The organism is Haloferax elongans ATCC BAA-1513, assembly GCF_000336755.1.
Lineage (GTDB): Archaea > Halobacteriota > Halobacteria > Halobacteriales > Haloferacaceae > Haloferax > Haloferax elongans.
Map to the genome: position 1 here is coordinate 79,782 of NZ_AOLK01000019.1, position 17,256 is coordinate 97,037.

General features: G+C 57.4%; 15 protein-coding genes. 8 read left to right on the forward strand and 7 right to left on the reverse strand.

The window, feature by feature from the left end; genetic code table 11:
* The first annotated feature begins 233 nt into the window (after window positions 1–233).
* Both C453_RS11275 and C453_RS11280 read left to right on the forward strand, forming a co-directional pair.
* Window positions 234–1,697 (forward strand): APC family permease, encoded by a 1,464-nt coding sequence (locus C453_RS11275; RefSeq protein ID WP_008324624.1) that lies wholly within the window; start codon window positions 234–236, stop codon window positions 1,695–1,697.
* Window positions 1,690–2,421 carry a universal stress protein gene (locus C453_RS11280; RefSeq protein WP_008324625.1) on the forward strand — a complete coding sequence of 244 codons (732 nt, stop codon included), beginning with the start codon at window positions 1,690–1,692 and terminating at the stop codon, window positions 2,419–2,421. The genes C453_RS11275 and C453_RS11280 overlap by 8 nt, the downstream gene beginning before the upstream one ends.
* Before the next feature lie 309 nt (window positions 2,422–2,730).
* Here the strand turns inward: C453_RS11280 and rdfA are convergent, their stop codons facing one another.
* Window positions 2,731–3,333, reverse strand: coding sequence for a rod-determining factor RdfA (gene rdfA, locus C453_RS11285; protein WP_008324626.1), 603 nt, complete (start codon window positions 3,331–3,333; stop codon window positions 2,731–2,733).
* A gap of 102 nt (window positions 3,334–3,435) precedes the next feature.
* Here rdfA and C453_RS11290 point away from each other — a divergent pair, with 102 nt between their 5' ends.
* Window positions 3,436–5,358, forward strand: coding sequence for an archaea-specific SMC-related protein (locus C453_RS11290; protein WP_008324627.1), 1,923 nt, complete (start codon window positions 3,436–3,438; stop codon window positions 5,356–5,358).
* A 94-nt stretch (window positions 5,359–5,452) separates the two neighbouring features.
* Here C453_RS11290 and C453_RS11295 read toward each other — a convergent pair whose 3' ends face one another.
* Both C453_RS11295 and C453_RS11300 read right to left on the reverse strand, forming a co-directional pair.
* Window positions 5,453–6,181, reverse strand: coding sequence for a type 1 glutamine amidotransferase (locus C453_RS11295; protein WP_241430739.1), 729 nt, complete (start codon window positions 6,179–6,181; stop codon window positions 5,453–5,455).
* A 201-nt stretch (window positions 6,182–6,382) separates the two neighbouring features.
* Window positions 6,383–6,991, reverse strand: a complete 609-nt coding sequence (locus C453_RS11300; RefSeq protein ID WP_008324629.1) for a SprT-like domain-containing protein — start codon at window positions 6,989–6,991, stop codon at window positions 6,383–6,385.
* Between the two features lie 318 nt (window positions 6,992–7,309).
* On the opposite strand from C453_RS11300, the gene C453_RS11305 reads away from it, so the two are divergent.
* Window positions 7,310–9,019, forward strand: coding sequence for a sensor histidine kinase (locus C453_RS11305; RefSeq protein WP_008324630.1), 1,710 nt, complete (start codon window positions 7,310–7,312; stop codon window positions 9,017–9,019).
* 582 nt (window positions 9,020–9,601) lie between these two features.
* Here C453_RS11305 and C453_RS11310 read toward each other — a convergent pair.
* Together C453_RS11310 and C453_RS11315 are read right to left on the reverse strand one after the other, a co-directional pair.
* Entirely contained in the window at window positions 9,602–10,204 is a 603-nt protein-coding gene (locus C453_RS11310) for a class I SAM-dependent methyltransferase (protein WP_008324631.1), read from the reverse strand.
* 4 nt (window positions 10,205–10,208) lie between these two features.
* Window positions 10,209–10,607, reverse strand: a complete 399-nt coding sequence (locus C453_RS11315; RefSeq protein WP_049907648.1) for a helix-turn-helix domain-containing protein — start codon at window positions 10,605–10,607, stop codon at window positions 10,209–10,211.
* Between the two features lie 145 nt (window positions 10,608–10,752).
* Here C453_RS11315 and C453_RS11320 point away from each other — a divergent pair, with 145 nt between their 5' ends.
* From C453_RS11320 to C453_RS11340, 4 genes are all read left to right on the forward strand, one after another.
* Window positions 10,753–11,766: an NAD(P)/FAD-dependent oxidoreductase gene (locus C453_RS11320; protein ID WP_152418046.1), complete on the forward strand. Its 1,014-nt coding sequence runs from the start codon at window positions 10,753–10,755 to the stop codon at window positions 11,764–11,766.
* Between the two features lie 11 nt (window positions 11,767–11,777).
* Window positions 11,778–12,614, forward strand: coding sequence for a class II glutamine amidotransferase (locus C453_RS11325; protein WP_083881600.1), 837 nt, complete (start codon window positions 11,778–11,780; stop codon window positions 12,612–12,614).
* Window positions 12,615–13,251: 637 nt separating this feature from the next.
* Window positions 13,252–14,028 (forward strand): PHP domain-containing protein, encoded by a 777-nt coding sequence (locus C453_RS11335; RefSeq protein WP_008324636.1) that lies wholly within the window; start codon window positions 13,252–13,254, stop codon window positions 14,026–14,028.
* A gap of 148 nt (window positions 14,029–14,176) precedes the next feature.
* Window positions 14,177–15,340, forward strand: a complete 1,164-nt coding sequence (locus C453_RS11340) for an ABC transporter substrate-binding protein (RefSeq protein ID WP_008324637.1) — start codon at window positions 14,177–14,179, stop codon at window positions 15,338–15,340.
* An 82-nt stretch (window positions 15,341–15,422) separates the two neighbouring features.
* Here the strand turns inward: C453_RS11340 and C453_RS11345 are convergent, their stop codons facing one another.
* Both C453_RS11345 and C453_RS11350 read right to left on the reverse strand, forming a co-directional pair.
* Window positions 15,423–16,232, reverse strand: coding sequence for an HpcH/HpaI aldolase family protein (locus C453_RS11345; protein ID WP_008324638.1), 810 nt, complete (start codon window positions 16,230–16,232; stop codon window positions 15,423–15,425).
* 211 nt (window positions 16,233–16,443) lie between these two features.
* Complete coding sequence (locus C453_RS11350; protein ID WP_008324639.1) at window positions 16,444–17,226, reverse strand: MOSC domain-containing protein; 783 nt, start codon at window positions 17,224–17,226, stop codon at window positions 16,444–16,446.
* Between the last annotated feature and the right edge of the window lie 30 nt (window positions 17,227–17,256).

Consider the following 17,256-nt stretch of genomic DNA (forward strand, 5'->3'; position numbering starts at 1 on the left):
TAGCGGTTGAGAATTGCCTGACTGTGCCGTCATCCCGCCGAGTCGTGGGAGCGTGCCACTGTCGGAGCGAGAATCACACGTACTAGTGTGTGAACTTCGCGGCGTACGCGCTCGGGGTCGCTTCTTTCTCCGGTGGCGTCGTCTTTATTCCGTTCGACGCCGCCCCAGTGACCGTTTGGCAGTCGGCCTGAGCTTATATACGTCTGACCATCGAATTGTCTCTGTGACCGTGTATGTCTGAGGACCAGAACCGAGTCGGGGAGGTGTCGAGCGAGTCACCGGGGACGCCGGTGTCGCCGGACCCGGCAGTCGACGTTGGGACGACAGCAGACGAGGTGACGGTCCTCGAAAGCGGGACGGAACTCGAACGAACAATCGACCTGCGCGGCGGGCTCGCCATCGGTGTCGGAACGATGGTCGGTGCGGGTATCTTCGTCTTTCCGGGGCTCGCAGCGGGGAACGCAGGCCCCGCAGCCTCGGTCTCGTTTGCTATCGGCGCGGTTATCGCGCTGTTGGTCGCGCTCCCGACGTCGGAGTTGGCGACGGCGATGCCGAAAAGCGGTGGTGGCTACTACTTCATCTCCCGTGGAATGGGTGCGTCGTTCGGGGCTGTCGTCGGCATCGGACTCTGGCTCGGACTCGTCTTCGCGTCGGCGTTCTACCTCGTCGGATTCGCACAGTACGCGATGGCCGTTTTCGCCGAAGTCGGCATTCCGGTCGCGTCGCTCGGGTCACTCCCGCTTATCCCGATTTTGGGAGTCGGATTCGGTATCCTTCTGACTGGGTTGAGCGTCTTCGGGACAGAGAATACGACGAAACTCCAAAACGGCATCGTCAGTCTATTACTCGGTATTCTGGTCGTCTTTCTCTTGTACGGGAGCCTCGACACACTCGGTCTGTTCGGCCGTGAGACGGTTCCAGAGCAGTTCATGCCGTACGGCACGCTCAATATCTTCACCACGGCCGCACTGGTGTTCACGTCGTATCTCGGGTTCGCGCAAGTCGCGACCGTCGCGGGCGAGATAACGAAACCCAGTCGCAACCTCCCGCTCGCCATGGTCGGGTCGGTACTGGTCGTCGGCGTTCTGTACGTGATTACTATCGTCGTCTCGACTGGCGCGTTCGGAAGCGCGCGACTCGCCACGTTCGGTGAGACGGCAATCGTCGAAGTCGCGCGGTCGTACCTCGGCTTCCCGGGTGCTGTTGCGATTCTCATCGCAGGACTCCTCGCGACGGCATCCAGCGCCAACGCGTCGATTCTCAGTTCGTCGCGGGCGCTGTACGCACTCAGTAGGGACGCAATCGTTCCACCGCGTCTCGGGCGAGTCAACCTCAAATACGGAACGCCCCACATCGCGCTCGGTCTCGTCGGTGGACCGACGGTCGTGTTGGTCGCGGTGGGCCGAACCGAAGTCTTGGCCGAAGTCGCGTCGTTCCTGCACCTCGTGACGTACGGACTCATGTGCGTTGCGCTCATCGTCCTTCGCCGCTCGAACCCGGCGTGGTACAACCCAACGTTCACAGTTCCCGGATACCCCGTCGTCCCGATTCTCGGCGCACTGGCGAGTTTCGGACTTGTCGTCTTCATGCAGCCATTATCGCAGGCAATCGGCGTGGCCGTCGCGGTGGCCGCCGCTGTATGGTATCTCGGCTACGCACGAGATGTGCGTCTCAAGGGGGTGAAGACAGATGCCTGAGGACGTTCGCGTGTTGGTTCCTGTCGCGATTCTCTCGGGACAGGTGATTCCCGAGCCACTGATTCGGTTCCTCTCTCGGGGGACTATCGTCGTCCTCGCGTATCACGAGATTCCAGAGCAGACAGCCCCGGAACAGGCTCGTGAACAGTTCGAACCGAAAGCTCACGAGGAGCTTGCAGACCTGGTCGAAACGATTGAGTCACTCGGTGGGACAGCGGAAACGCGGCTGGTGTTCACCCACGAGTCCGAGCAGACAATAGAGCGCGTTGCTACCGAAGCAGATTGCGACGTGGTGCTGCTCTCGAATCCCGCCCAGTCTGTCGAGCGTCTCATCGTCCCGGTCAAAGAACACATCTCCGTCGACCGCATCGCGACAGTCGTCTCGGCGTTGAGTCAGGACCCATCAATCGACATCACGCTGTTCCACGTCGCCACAGACGAGTCGGGGGTGGCTGACGGTGAGGACCTTCTCGGCGACGTCTCCGACGAACTCGTGGTCAGAGGAGTGCAGCGAGACAATCTCTCTCGGATGGTCACGGTTTCTTCGACTCCACTCCAGGCTATCGTCGACGCTGCAGATCACCACGACGTCATCGTCATGGGCGAAGAAGAACCAACGCTTCGGGGACGACTCTTCGGTGAGACGTCCGAACGAGTCGCTGAGCGTACCCTCAGCCCGGTACTGGTCGTACGGAACCCGACAGAACCGGACGAAGAGCAGTAGGGTCTCTCGCTAGCCCTCGATTGACTCTCAGTATCGACGATAGCTTACGTGACTTATTATCACAATTCTACAGGTGGAGTGAGTCCTCAGAGCAAATTGGGATGTGTGAAAATTTTAAAATTTGTAGAATTTTTACGTTGCTATCTGATATATTCTATGATGGGTGGCAAAATTGAACCGGAATTTGGCAACTAGAACTGTGTGGTCCGTCGTATGCCCCCGACTAGAACCCGAACTGTTTCTCATATTGTGGTAGAAAAACAATCACAATCGGGGGAGCGAGGAATCTCGTTCACCCCGAGACCGGCGTTACTCGCCGGTCGAGCAGTCGCACCCACCGCGCTCGACGAGGTCGTCGAACCCGTACTGTCTCCCGCAGTCAGTACAGAGTACCTGCACGTCGACGAGGACGTCCGGTGAGCCGACTTCGAGGTCACCGTTATTTCCGGCAGATTCGATAGCACTCTCAGAGACAGCAGCCAAGCGTCCACGGAGACGCTGAACGCGCTCTGTCGGGTCGCTTCTGCGTCGCTCTTTCGAGGCACCGCGGAAGGTTGTCAGATACGTGTGGACCGCTTGATGAGAGACGAAGTCCGAGTCCAACTGGTCGACGTCGACGCCAGCGCGCTCGAGCCGCCCGCGCGCCCTCGTTCGCTCACCGCCCGTCACGTCGTCGTCCGTCAGCGCGTCGTACAGCGACTCGACTTCACCGCTCAGGAGGTCGAGACCGGCGTCCATCGCCGCCGCCTGAAGCAGTTCGTGGTTGAACGATTCTGCGAGCGCTCGGAGACTCTCGGCTTCTTCGTCGTCAGTCCAGCGTTGTTCTAACTCCGCGCCCAACCCATCCAAATCGTACGATTGGATGAGGCGACCGACCTTCGAATTGGTTGGGTCTGGCCGTTTGTCAGTCATACACTAGTGTGAGGGTGACGAGCCAAATAAGTGTGGCCATTACACTTGTACCGGTGTAATCTTTTACAAACATTTATTTGTCGCGAGATGATGGATAAACGCATGACTGTTACGAACCGTGTCGCCGACATCACGGTCACTGCACGGAACATCGGCGGCATCGAGGAAACTCAGGTGTCGTTCGAGCCCGGTATCACGATACTCGTGGGTCGAAACGCGACGAACCGAACGTCGTTCCTTCAGGCGGTCATGGCCGCGCTCGGAAGCGATAGAGCCTCGTTGAAGGCCGACGCAGACGAAGGTGACGTGTTGCTGACCATCGGCGACGAGACGTACACGCGATATCTCAAGCGAGAAGGGTCGAGCGTCGTCACACGGGGCGAACCGTACCTCTCTGACCCGGAACTTGCAGACCTCTTTGCGTTCCTCTTGGAGTCTAACGAGGCGCGTCAGGCCGTCGAACGTGGCGACGACCTTCGGGAACTCATCATGCGGCCCGTCGATACGACCGCCATCGAAGCGCAGATTACGCAGTTGGAAGCCGAGCGACGACAAGTCGACGAGCAACTCGGTGAGAAGGACGCGGTAGAGCGGACTATCGGCGACTTAGAGCAGCGTGAGGCGGAACTCGAGACGAAAATTGACGACAGTCAGGAACGACTCGAAGCGCTGGAAGACGAAATCGAGTCGACAGAGCGCACCACCGAGTCCGAAGACGACGAACTACTCGACGAACTCAACGAACTGCGGTCGACGCTCGAAAACGTTCGGTTCCGACTCGAAACCGAACGACAGAGTCTCGAAGCGTTGCGAGACGACGAAGAAGACATCCGCGAAGCGCTCGACGAACTGCCCGAAGAGACCGCAGACTCGCCGGAGCAACTCGAATCGAAACTCGCAGACAAGCGCGAACGCGTTCGGTCGCTCGAATCGAAGATGAACGAGATTCAGAACATCGTTCGCGTGAACGAGTCGATGCTCGCGGAGACGGACGACGATATCGGGGATGCACTCCGCGACGACAACGGTAGAGGGGATGTGACCGATAAACTCCTCGCTGATGACCAAGTCGTCTGTTGGACCTGTGGTTCTGAGGTTTCTTCTGACACCATCGAATCGACTATCGAGCACTTGCAGTCGTACCGGGCGAGTTTGGCTTCCGACCGCCGGGACGCACGCGATGCGATAGACGAACTCTCGTCGCGTCTCGACACGATAGAAGAGCGGCGAGAACGCCGGCGTGAACTCGACGCGCGACTCGAACAGACGCTCGCCGAACGAGACGAAACCGAGGCACGTATCGAGGAACTCGAATCCCGGCAGTCGACGCTTCGCGACGAGATTGAAGACATCGAAGCCGACGTCGAAGAGACCGACGACGAAGGCGACGAGTTAGTCGAGCTTCACTCGCAGGCAAACCGCGTCGAGCTCGAACTCGAACGACTCGAAGACGAGCGTGAGCGGGTTCGCGAGCGCCTCGACGAGGCCAGAGCCCGACACGAAGAACTGGAATCTCTCACGGGACGGCGCGAAGAGATAGACGAAGAGATTCGCGAACTCCGTGGTCGCATCGACCGAATCGAAGAGGAGGCAGTCGAGGCGTTCAACGACCACATGGAGCGCGTCCTCGACACGCTCGAGTACGAGAACATCGAACGCATCTGGATCGAACGCATCCACCAAGAGTCGACCGGGCGTGGGAAATCGGGCGAAAAGCGCGAGTTCAAGCTCCACATCGTCAGACAGACCGAAACGGGGTCGGTTTACGAAGACACTGTCCAGCACCTCAGCGAGAGCGAACGGGAAGTCATCGGTCTCGTCTTCGGACTCGCGGGCTATCTCGTCCACGATGTCGCCGAGCAACTCCCCTTCATCCTCCTCGACTCGCTGGAGGCTATCGACTCCGAACGTATCGCAGCACTGGTCGAGTATATCCACGAACACGCCGAATACGTCGTCGTCGCTCTCCTTCCCGAGGACGCGTCGGCACTCGACGACGACCACGAACGGGTCCTCGAAATCTAACGGAAAACCCGTTCGCACCTGATTCGATTCACCCGGTCCGATTCACCGACTCGACCCGGACAACTCTCGTCTTGTTTTCTCGGAGACCAGTTGGCTACTGGATGTCTCCCAGTCGAGGTGCTGCCACCAGATTCCGATAGAATTGCTGTGACACCCGGACCGGCTCGGCTGGTTCGTTGGGTATCGTTTCGACGATAGCATCGCCTGACGGTGTCGACGCGTCGGCCTGCGCGGCGAGTTCGTGGGCTACTCGCGGCGTGACCTCTGGATGGAATTGAATCCCGACAACGGGCGCGTCTTGGAGAGCGAAGGATTGTATCGTCTCATCTCTCCGTGCAAGCACCGTTGCGCCGTCCGGTACGCTTGTGACGTGGTCGAGGTGCCAGAGGAAGGTCTCGAATTGGTCTGGAACACCCTCGAAGAGTGGGTGTTTGCGTCCGTTTTCTGTGAGTTCGACCTGTCTGTATCCCGCTTCCCCTTCGGGAAGGGCCTCGACGCACCCTCCGAGCGCGCTGGCGACGAGTTGGTGCCCGAAGCACACCCCGGCAGTCGGCTGGCGTGCAGCCACCCGCTTTCGAATGTAGCACTGGAGTCCCTCGATCCAGTCGCTGTCGTCACCGATGCGCGCGTACGACCCGGTCACGATGACAACGTCGAATCTGTCTGGGTCTGGAAGCTGATTACGGGGGTCAAATCGCCCCGTTTCGATGGCGGTCTCCGAACTATCCGCCACTACAGCCTCGATACCACCGGCGTAGTCTACACGGCTTGGAGGCGTAACCAGCGCGACGCTGCGTTCATCTGGTGGCTGAGTGATGGACATGTGTCCAATACTAGGTGCAATATTCGGTAAATAACTTAGGATTGTAAAATACTCCTGTTGGCGGCTGTTCACACACGGCATAATTGTCATATAGCACACAAAGAAATTCTCAGATTTCTACAATATCCAAGATTTCTACAAATTTTGAAATTTGCATAGGGGCGAGCCAATACTGATTTATCCACCTCCACTCTCACACATTCAATCGTCTGCAGAATCGAATTTATCGCAGGTGAGAGAAGATTCACAGCACGATGACCGATACGAGTCTGCCTGCCGAACGAGTTTGCAATCGCGATATCGGTGCGCGACCGTTTCGCCGCAGCCGTCACACGAGAGGACGTATTTCGGCGTACTGAACCGCCGAACCCGTACCGGTGCGTCCACCGCTTCGACCCGGCGTTTGAACGCCGGTCCGTGGTCGGTCGTTCCGTACGCCTGGAATTGCTCGACGTGAACGAGTTCGTGGCGGAGCGTGGCGGTCCACTCGCTTCTGTCGAACGATTCGAACGCTCGCCACGAAAGTGAAATCGTGCAGTTTGGTGGGGTTCCCGAAGACGGAGCGGTTTTCGAGTGGGAACTCCAGTCTATCGGCTCGCCGACTGTGGCGTCGTCGAGTTGTGGTGTCTTGACTGCCGCCGCTCGCCGCTTCGCCCGGGTCGAGACTTCCCAGTCCACAGCACTGAGAGCGATGTCGAACTCGTACGTCTCGATAGCGCGCGAGCAGTATTCCTGTGACCACCGAGTCAGGGATTCGTGTGTCTCTATCGTACTGTAGGTGTCGACGAGTTCGTAGTCGTCGCGACTCACGATGCACCGCTGTTTTGCGCCAGGGGCTATGGGTGTTTGGGTGGGACGAATGACATACTACCGGGTATGCCGAGGGCGACTTCTCACCTGTCCACCTTCAATTCGGTGGTTATCGACGGATTACTGCGGACATAGTGGTGTCGGTCTGTGGAACTGCACCGTCAAATATTGTCCACTACAGAATATTTGAATGACTATTACAACAGCAGTCTACGCTATATGCGAACTGCAGACACTATGTTTATGTACTCTACTCAATTCTACGTGGATGTTCAGATTCTGATGACTGCGGTTCTCAAAGACACGATATGATATAACATGACTTGGCAACAGACGATATTCGCGTACCCGACCCTCCTTGCGACGCTGATTTCGGTCATCCTCGGTGTCTACGGCCTTCGGTACATCCTTCAGCATGGGCGAACCCCGGTGCTGTCCGCGTTCTTTGCAGTGAACGTCGGTCTCGCGGTGTGGACAGGGTTCGCCGCACTCAAACTGTTGAGTACAGTCCCGAGCGTGAAGCTGTTGGCGTATCGGCTTCTCTATATCGGGGTCGCTCCGCTCGGGGCCTTCGCTCTGCTGTTTGCACTCGCGTACACCGGCCGCGAACAGTGGTTCCGACCTCGCGTAATCGCTGGGCTCCTCGCTGTTCCGGCTCTCTATCTCGGGCTTCTGTTAACGAACCCGTCGGGCGTCGCGTTCGAGTCGACTAGACTCTTCCAGACCGGCGGTGTCGTCGTGATGCGCGTCGATGTCGGGGTTGGACACTTGGTCCTGCACACGTTCTACAACGCGCTCTTGTCGATGCTCGCGATTGCAATCGTCGTGTACGAGGCGGTGCGTCTCGGGCGGTCGTACATGCCACAGGCGGTTCTGATTAGCGCGGGCATCGCCGCTCCGTTCGTCTTCGTCCTGTTCTCTTCGCTCGGTGTGCCGCCGTTCGGCAGCGATGGTGTGAACCTTATTCCCACTTCTGCGGCAGTTACCTCGACACTCCTCGGGTTTGCTATCTTCAGATACCGGTTTTTGGACCTGCCACCGATTGCCTACACGACTGCGATGGAGGAGTCCCCCGACGGAGTACTCGTTCTCGACTCGAACGAGCGAATCATTCACGCGAACGACCGGGGGATGGAGTTGCTCACGGACTTCGGTGCCGAAATCGGTGATTCGGTTGACGAGATATCTTCCGGGATCGACCTGACGTCCTCCAGAAACGATAGCGTTCAGGTCGGGTCGGTGGACGACGACCCGGTATTTCTCAGTGTGCGCGCACAGGAACTCGTCAGCCAAACCCGCGCCATCGGGTGGGTAATCGTTCTCAGAGACGTCACCGAAATCCACCGACAAAAACAGATTATCGAGGCGAAAAACGAGAAACTCGCCTTGCTCAATCAAATCGTCAGCCACGACATCCACAACGACATGGGAGTCGTCATGGGGAACGCTCGGCTCGTCGAAGAGATGGTCGACGACACGGCCGCCGAGACGCGCCTGCAGACGATAATCCGGAACAGCGAGCACGCTTCTGAACTCACCGATACGGTCAGGAGTCTGATGAAGACGATGCTCGATGGCGACGACGAACCAGCGAAAAGCGTCTCTGTCGGGAGTGTTCTCTGGAGTGAAATCGAATCAGTCCGCGTTGGCAACGAACGCGCCGAGATTACGCTCTCGAACGACATCCACGGTGCTCAGGTGTTGGCCGACGATATGCTCGGCACGGTCTTCCGCAACCTCCTGACGAATGCAGTCCGTCACAATGACACGGACGCTCCTGAAATATCCGTTACTGTCGACGAGGAATCCGACCACGTTCTCGTTCGAATCGCCGATAACGGCCCCGGAATCCCCGACGAGAAGAAAGACACAGTATTCGGTCGCGGGAACAAGGGCCTCGAAAGTCCGGGTACCGGTATCGGTCTCTACCTCGTCGATACGATTGTCTCGGGATACGGGGGTGAGGTTTGGGTCGAAGACAACGGCGAGTGTGGTGCTGTGTTCGTCGTCAAACTTCGGAAGGCCTGAACGACGGTTCGACGACCTACTGGTGTGTTGGTTGATTCTCTCTTGTGGTCGTGTTGAGTGACTGGAGGCGGTGCGGTGTGTGGTGTCTTCGCGGAAGTTGTCTGTGGTCGCTTTGGGTGAATCAGCCGGTCTTTTGCACCAGACAAAGCGCTCGCTCTGTGCTGGTTCGTTGCTGTGAGTTGGATATTCCGCTTTTTGAGCTATTGTATTGGATTTTTGTCTGGTTTCATGATTCGGTTGTCTCCACCAGACAACCGAATTTAGCATAATAGCGTGTCTCTTCGGTTTGAGGTGGATATATCGTATAGTGCTATACTAAATCTGATCGTACCGAATGGGCCGCCCAGTGATTTGAAGACGCTATAGAGCGCCGAACCACGCCGAGTTGGTTCTGGAGATTGATACCAATGCCATCTGCATCTATAAGTGAACATACTGAACCCCCACGGCAATACCTGGTACAGATGAACTAGTTTCCTACCTGGATATCCGGACGGACAGGGCTGACAGACCTAACTCTACGACCGCTGTCGCTGTCACCATATCGGGGTACCGGGGCTGAAGTCTCCTCTTCCCGCCCGGTTATCGACTTGTCCGGGTGGCAACGAGGACACCGTCAGAAGCACTGATAGGTTCTACGTCGACGAGCCGAAAGCCTGCATCGACGAGCAGGTTCGAAACAGTCCCCATTGTCGGAAGTTTGTCATAACCATCGTGTGACTCCCTCGGACCGAAGATCATCCTGTCCGCAACGACGAGATAGCGCGGGTTCAACGACGAAATGCCCTCGATTGCGGCCCGTAATTCTTCCTCACCGCCTTCGTGGTAAACCGCGTGGAACGCGTAGCTCGTCACGACGACATCGACGGGCTCGTCCACGTTTGGTTCCCGAAATGAGCCATGGTCAAACGAGATGTTTTCAACGCCCTGCTCCGCTGCCTTCTCCTGGGCGTATTGAAGCCACTCGTCATCGATGTCTCTCCCGAGGATCAGTTCGCACTTTGGGGCGAGTTCTAACGCAAGGTTTCCGGTTCCGGTTCCTATGTCGACCACGATATCGTCGCGTTCGATTGCCCCGTGTTCACCGATGTAGGAGAGGCACGTCTGGTACTCCTCGTAGGCTGCGCTGGCGTCGTCGTACTGCTGCGGCGTGAATTCGTCACTGCTGTCGTGTGATTCGCTCATGGTTCTATGGATTTATTTCGGCAGACGAGTCCTGGGAATACGTATCTCGGAACTCCTGAATCAGTTGTCCGGTGTCAGCGTACCACTCGTTGAGCATCTGTTGGAGTCCATCTGCAATCTCGTCAGGGTCGGTGACCCGATACACGTGCTGATAGCCACCTTTACTCTTGCTTTCTTGTTCTTTCACAGCAACTCCCGTTTCTTGAAGCCGTTTGACCGAACGGTACGCAGTCGTCCGTTCGCGATCGATGAGTTCCGCGATCTGGTCTACAGAAAGTGGTTCAGGACGCTCCACCAACAGTTGAAATACCCTTTTATCGAGTTTATTTAGGCCGAGCATACACTCGAGCAGTCCCTCACATTCGCGGTCGTCTTGGAGTTGTTGTAGTACAGCCTCGGTCATTGGTATCGGCACTTGGGTGCACCATCAGAAAAAAGGTTGCATATCAACCGCATTTAGGATTTCAAAAGACAACACCTGTGTCGCATTCGGAAGGCTGGTCTCTGTGGTTGTGGAACAGATTTGAAGCTTATTACTGGCGTTTTAGATGGGTGATTGGGAAATTGATATTTCATCACTTCGGAACGACAACCTTATCCCTATAGTCCTGATTGCAAAAGTTATGCAATCGACTGACGACAGTGAGGTGGATCACGACGTTCTCATAATTGGTGGCGGGCCTGCTGGAATGAGTGCAGCACTTGTGGCCGGTCGTGCCTCGCTGCAAGCCGCCGTCGTCAACGCAGAAGCACCACGTAACGCCGTGACGACAGCTTCGCATGGATTCCTCACACGCGACGGTGCCCACCCGATGGAACTACTTGAGATAGCAAAAGACCAGTTACAAAAGTACGATACTGTCCGGTATATCGAAGGGAAGGCGATTGAAGCCCGAGAATCTGGTTCTGGATTCGAGGTGGAACTGGAGGATGGGACTCGATTGACCACGAACCGCATTGTCGTCGCAACCGGACGTCGTAACGAACTTGAACAGTTGGGGCTCCCTGGAATCGAGGACGTCTACGGAAATAGCGTCTACCCATGTCCATTTTGTGATGGGTACGAACACCGAAACGAAGCTCTCGCCGTCTTCGGAGGTAAAGGAGTCAGTGAATTCGTCCCCTTGATTCGAAACTGGTCCTCGGACATCGTCGTCTTCACAAACGGCACCAAACTCGACCCGTCTACTGTCTCTGCGATGAACGAGCGGGACGTGCAGGTCGTCGAAGAAGAGGTATCGCAGTTAGTTTCGACCGACGGGAATTTGCAAGCTGTCGAACTCGATACCGGGGACCGTGTTCAGCGTGAGTCGGGGTTCGTGTTCGACGACTGCTCCGTTCCGTCCTCAGACCTGCCCAAAAAGCTCGGTGTCGAAACGACAATGAATTGGGGGATGGAAGTCTACGATGCCGACGAACCGGGGCGAACTGACGTTCCTGGGGTCTACGTCGTTGGCGATGCGAGGACAGGATTTAGCGGGCTGATGAATGCAGCAAGTGAGGGCTCAGAATGTGTCGAGCATATAGTTCATGAGATTGCACAGGAACGGTGGCAGGTATAACGATGTGTCGGATGTTTGCCCTTCGGAGCCACGTTACGTGCCCCATCGAGAGGGCGTTGATTGATGCGGATTGTTCCCTCGAACGACTCAGTCACACGAATCCACATGGTTGGGGTGTTGCCCACTACGTACAGGGAGTTCCACAACTGGTAAAGAGCCCGGAAATGGCTGCCGACACTCCTGTCTACGATACTCTTTCGAGCCAAATCGAGTCGAAGACCGTGGTTGCGCACGTGCGCCGAGCGACGCATGGAGACCACACTATCGGTAACACCCACCCCTTCCAGTATGGACGATGGGTGTTCGCGCACAACGGAAATATAGCTGGATTCGACGAAGTACGCTCAACCCTACGCGAGGGGGTTGCTTCAGACCTGCGACCCCACATTTTGGGAGACACAGACAGCGAGATTCTGTTCTATGTATTACTCACAGCCTTGTCTGATGCAGGCCACCTCGACGATGATGGAAGATTTTCCGGCAGTCCAAAGGACCTCTGGGAGATCATTCGTCCAGTCGTAACACGAGTCGCTGAATTAGGTGGCGGTATGCACACTGACCCGGATGGTCCGTCTGACCGAACGTACCTGACGTTCGTCCTCACCGATGGCCAAACTCTCATCGGCCACCAGGGGGGTAAACCTCTCTTTGTCCACGCGCCGTCGATCGATCACGAAAATCTGAATGAGCCACCGTGGGTCATCGAACGCGGAACAGCCGACCACTTCCTGTTAGCCAGCGAACCTGCCCATGACCCCCAGATGTGGACACCTATTCAACAAGGTGGTGTTGTCGGTGTCGGTCACGACATGAGCGTATGGACCTCACCAGAGGCACTCGAACCGTAGGAATCTCTCGGGGGTGTCGGATGGTATTCGAAACGACAAACTGAAGGCCACTTTTCGTGGACACAACAAAGTACGGAACAAATACATTTTTCGAGGTTGTGGAGAAAGACGAGGTAATGGTTGAGTTTCGCCGTCCGGACACCGGTCAGTTGTTCATTCTGTCAGTTGTCCCTCTGTTGTTAATCTACCATATATACATTCGAGAAGTCCCGCCTACGGACCTCGAACTGACCTTCAGTGTGGTTCTCTATGGGTTGTTGGTCGTTGCAAGTGTGATTCGAGGCGGCATCCAATCCGTGTACTATCTACTGGTGGGTGGATCCCTGATAGCTGCATTTAGTAGCGTCTTATACCTCCGAAGCGGCGATATCGTCGACCTCGCGTTACTCGTCGTGGGCGTTCTCATGTTCTTTCGAGGAGTTCAACTGCGAATTCGGAGGTCGAGTCAGTCCTCTTAGGAACGGTGCCTCGATAGGTGGGCATACCGACTGTCGTGTTTACTTTCCCGTCGACGTCCTCTAAACTGACTTCTCAGTGGCTTCGCGATGCAGGTCAGGACAGTGAGCACCGCAATTCACTCCGGTTCTGACGAAAAAGCAACACACAGTTAATGCGGCGGAGCAACACTGACTCAGTTATGGTCGACTACGACTACCATACCCACTCCATCTACTCTGATGGCCGGTTTCTCCGCCAGATGCTGAAGGCGGCCAGCGAGTCGGGACTCTCGGGAATCGGTATCTCGGACCACTGCAACGTCTCCGAGCGCGACGCGATGGTCGAGATCCGAAGCAATCTCGGGTTCAACCTCGACATGACCTACGACCGACGCCGGTCGGCAATCGAGCGATTCCGCGAGCGATTCGATATCGAAATCTACGACGCCGTCGAGATGGATTACGACCCCCGCGACGAGGACGCCATCGGCGAGTTTCTCGACGAGGCGGGCTTCCAGTACGCCATCGGGAGTGTCCACCATCTCGAAGACGTTCACGTCCACTACGAACCATACTTCGCCGACAAATCTGAACCGGAGCGAGCCGCGTTGGTCGATACGTACTTCGAGAAACTCGTCGCGCTAATCGACTCCGAACTGTTCGACATCGTGGCCCATATCGACTTGTTCGAACGGAACTCTGCCCTTCGAGGGTTCGCAACAGAGGCTCACTACCGACAGGTCGCCGAGGCGCTCGAACGCTCGAAGACGAGTACCGAACTGAATGCTGGCCGCGTCTTCGACGACTTTGGGAAGTACCACCCGACGCCTCCGTTTTTACAGGTGCTCCGTGAGTACGACGTTTCGTTCACTGTCGGGACTGACTCGCACGCGCCGGATGAACTCACCGAGCGCGTCCCCCACGTCGCTGATTTCTTCGCAGAACTCGGGATTGAACCCGCCAGACTCTCAGTCTGATGGTACCTCTCTGCGTGGCCGGCTCAGCGTCTATAACTTCGAGATGGTAGTCCCCCCGGCTATCGGACCTGTCTCATTGCCCGACCGGAGCATTTAGGCTCGCCTAAACTTCGACGGGCTTTTATATGTTTAGGCAGGCCAAAAACATATGGACCTGAACCGAAGGCACTTCCTTGGTATCGGCGCGAGCGCACTGACAGCCGGACTCGCTGGCTGCAGTGGCTCCTCGTCGGAGGAGACAGCGACGACGACCAGTTCTACCACGGAGTCGACCCAGACCGAGACGGCGACGGGCACGCCCGAAGACACGAGCTACTCGGTGTCGATGGAGCCGGTCGGCGAAGTGACGCTCGACGAGCCGCCGGAAACGGTCGCGCATTACTTCCCCGACTACGGTGACATGGCGGTCGCACTCGGCCACGGAGACACCGTGACCAGCATGGGGCTTCCCTCGCGCTTCCACGTCAACCACTACGACGAACTCGACGGAGTCAGCTTCGACACGGACTCGCTGACGAAAATCGTCGGTGACTCGGGCATCTCGAAGGAGGTCTTCTACAATCTGGATAGCGACCTCCACATGATCGACCCGCAGTGGCTCATCAACAACAAGGGCTTCAAGCTCGAACCCGCCGACATCGAAGAAATCTCGAACAACGTCGGCCCGTTCTTCGGGAATACCATCTTCCGGCGCACAGACACGTGGCACGATTACCGCTACTACTCGATGTACGAGGCGTTCCGGAAGGTCGCAGAAGTCCACCAAGAAGTGGAGAAGTACGAACAGATCAAAGCCTTACACGACGAGTACATCACGGATGTCCAGACGAAGCTCCCCGGCCCGGACAGTCGTCCGAATGCGCTCCTCTGCTGGCAGGGCAGTAACGAGCCAGAGTCGTTCTACCCCGCTCGTCTGAGTGGAAAGGGAGCGAACAAGAAGGCGACCGACGACATCGGTCTCACCGACGCTCTCGCCGACACGGGTATTCAGGGACTCTCCGAGAGTAACCGTGGTACCATCGACTACGAGACGCTCCTGGAGGTCGACCCCGATTCGATTCTCCTGCGCGGACACGAAGGAAAGACGCGCGAGGAGTTCAGAAGCACGGTCCTCGAGTTCATGAAGAACCACGAGGTCGCGTCCGAACTGAGCGCCGTCAAGAACGAGAGGGTGTTCCGTGGCGGTCCGATTTACGCAGGCCCGCTTCACCACCTCTTCCTCGTCGAGCGGTACGCCACCGGCTACTTCCCCGACACGTTCTCGGGCGAACTGTTCGACCGCGACGAACTCGCGTCCATCATCACGGCGTAAGCCGACGGCGGAGCCGCTTCCACTCGCTTCGTTTCAGTTGTGGCGGACGCTCCCGCCAGTGTGAGTCGCTACGCTCTGTTGCTCATTTTGACACCCAGTCCGACCGTTCGGTGACGGCGTCCGCGACGAACTCGAACTCGTCGCCGAGATGCAGGAGCCGGTATCCTCGCTCGGCCGCATTGCGGGTACCGTCCAGCCCGACGAAGTTGCTGTTGTGGAAGCCCAAGAGGGGGACGCCGTGTTCGACACACGCCTCGCGGACGCGCTCGATGAGCGCTCGTACCTCCGAGTCTTCGTATTCGAGGGTGCGCCCCATCGAGACGCCGAGGTCACCAGGCCCGGGGAAGACGAACCCGAGTTCAGGGACGGTCACGATTTCGTCGATGTTCTCGACGGCGGTCCGGTTTTCGACGAGAACACCCACCTGTACGTTTTCGTCTTCGACGTCGTGATACGGGCGCTCGCCGCCGAAGGTCGTTCCGTATCCACTCACACGCCCCTGTGCGAGACCGCGGTCTCCTGGCTCGCCGTCGAACTCGAAGCGACCGGCCCGCACGGCGCGCTCGACATCGCTGGCCGTCTCGACTCGCGGGACGACGACGTTGCGGACGCCCGTATCGAGGGCTTTTCTGACTGTCGATGGGTCTCCGTTCGGAAGTCTGACGACGAGTTCGGTTCCCCCACACTGGGCGGCTCGAACCAGTCGTTCCAGTCGTGGTCCGTCGAGCGGCGGGCCGTTTTTGTGTTCGAGGTCAAGCCAGACCCAATCGAGTCCGAGCGTCCCGTACAACTCCACGAGTTGTTCCGAGGCAGTTTCGACTCCCGCCCCGAGGTACACGTCGTCAGTGTCTCTGATGTCCGCGAGGTGGTTCTGCTGTTGTGGTCCATTCATGGTTGAAGCATTCTGATTGTTCGCTTCTGGCCTGCTCTCCGAGGTGGCTGATTGAATTGGTTCATGTTTTTAGGCTAGCCTAAAAACACGAAGTAGTTTCGGCCGCTTCGTTGCTGTCGCCTCCCCCTCCGTTCGCCTTCTCTTTCCTCTTCTCCTTCCTTTCTCCTCCCTTCTCCTTCCTTTCTCCTCCCTTCTCCTTCGAGCTGGGAGGTCACTCTTCTATCAGCGTGACCGGGTCTCCGACCCGAATCGTTCCATCTGTCGGCGACCCTTCGAGACGCGTAATGGTCGTCAGCGCGAACCAATGGTCGAAGGCGTCCTCGTTCACCCACTCGGGGACTGTCTCCCGGCGCTTCTCGATGAACCGCTTTCGGAACTTCGGTAGTGGTTCTCCAGTGTCCGGGTCTCGCCCGGGCACGACGCAGCGACTGCAGGGAATCGCTCCTTCGAACCGGAGGCCTCCGACCTCGAACGCCGGCGCGTCGTCGCCGACGAACTGGTCTTCCCAGAACGCTGGCACGCCTGAGACTTCCACGTTCGTTCGAAGTCGTCGGCGCGTCCCTTCGACAGTCAGTTCGTCGAACCACGACGCCACCGTTCGAACCGTCTCAGTACTCACGACCGACAGGCCAAGTTTCGGGCGGTCTGGAATCCCTCGGTCGGTGTCTCTCCGTATCGTCACCGGTTCGTCGAGAACGTCCGAGAACCACGCTTCCGCCGCCTCGGTGTCGTGTACGAGGTCGAACTGTGCGGCCGTCGCCGATGGTGCATCGACTGTAAGTACACCCGCTTTCGGGTCGTAGTCGGCCGTAATCGCGTGCAACCGCTCGTCACGCTTCGCATTGAGGACGTTTCCGTTGGCGTCGAAGAGTGCGAACTCCCTGTCGTGTGCGAGTGTTCCGTTTGCCCGAACGTCGGCGACTTTCACCTCGATACCGTCGAGCGACTTGACCGGATACACTCTCAGCTTCTCGATTTGTGGCTTGGTCGTCATGGGTTGATATCATGCGGCAGTGATTTTTCT

Coding starts and splice junctions, on each gene's coding strand:
- C453_RS11275 (WP_008324624.1), top strand. CDS start 234: ATGTCTGAGGACCAGAACCGAGTCGGGGAGGTGTCGAGCGAGTCACCG.
- C453_RS11280 (WP_008324625.1), top strand. CDS start 1,690: ATGCCTGAGGACGTTCGCGTGTTGGTTCCTGTCGCGATTCTCTCGGGA.
- rdfA (WP_008324626.1), bottom strand. CDS start 3,333: ATGACTGACAAACGGCCAGACCCAACCAATTCGAAGGTCGGTCGCCTC.
- C453_RS11290 (WP_008324627.1), top strand. CDS start 3,436: ATGACTGTTACGAACCGTGTCGCCGACATCACGGTCACTGCACGGAAC.
- C453_RS11295 (WP_241430739.1), bottom strand. CDS start 6,181: ATGTCCATCACTCAGCCACCAGATGAACGCAGCGTCGCGCTGGTTACG.
- C453_RS11305 (WP_008324630.1), top strand. CDS start 7,310: ATGACTTGGCAACAGACGATATTCGCGTACCCGACCCTCCTTGCGACG.
- C453_RS11310 (WP_008324631.1), bottom strand. CDS start 10,204: ATGAGCGAATCACACGACAGCAGTGACGAATTCACGCCGCAGCAGTAC.
- C453_RS11315 (WP_049907648.1), bottom strand. CDS start 10,607: ATGACCGAGGCTGTACTACAACAACTCCAAGACGACCGCGAATGTGAG.
- C453_RS11320 (WP_152418046.1), top strand. CDS start 10,753: ATGGGTGATTGGGAAATTGATATTTCATCACTTCGGAACGACAACCTT.
- C453_RS11325 (WP_083881600.1), top strand. CDS start 11,778: ATGTTTGCCCTTCGGAGCCACGTTACGTGCCCCATCGAGAGGGCGTTG.
- C453_RS11335 (WP_008324636.1), top strand. CDS start 13,252: ATGGTCGACTACGACTACCATACCCACTCCATCTACTCTGATGGCCGG.
- C453_RS11340 (WP_008324637.1), top strand. CDS start 14,177: ATGGACCTGAACCGAAGGCACTTCCTTGGTATCGGCGCGAGCGCACTG.
- C453_RS11345 (WP_008324638.1), bottom strand. CDS start 16,232: ATGAATGGACCACAACAGCAGAACCACCTCGCGGACATCAGAGACACT.
- C453_RS11350 (WP_008324639.1), bottom strand. CDS start 17,226: ATGACGACCAAGCCACAAATCGAGAAGCTGAGAGTGTATCCGGTCAAG.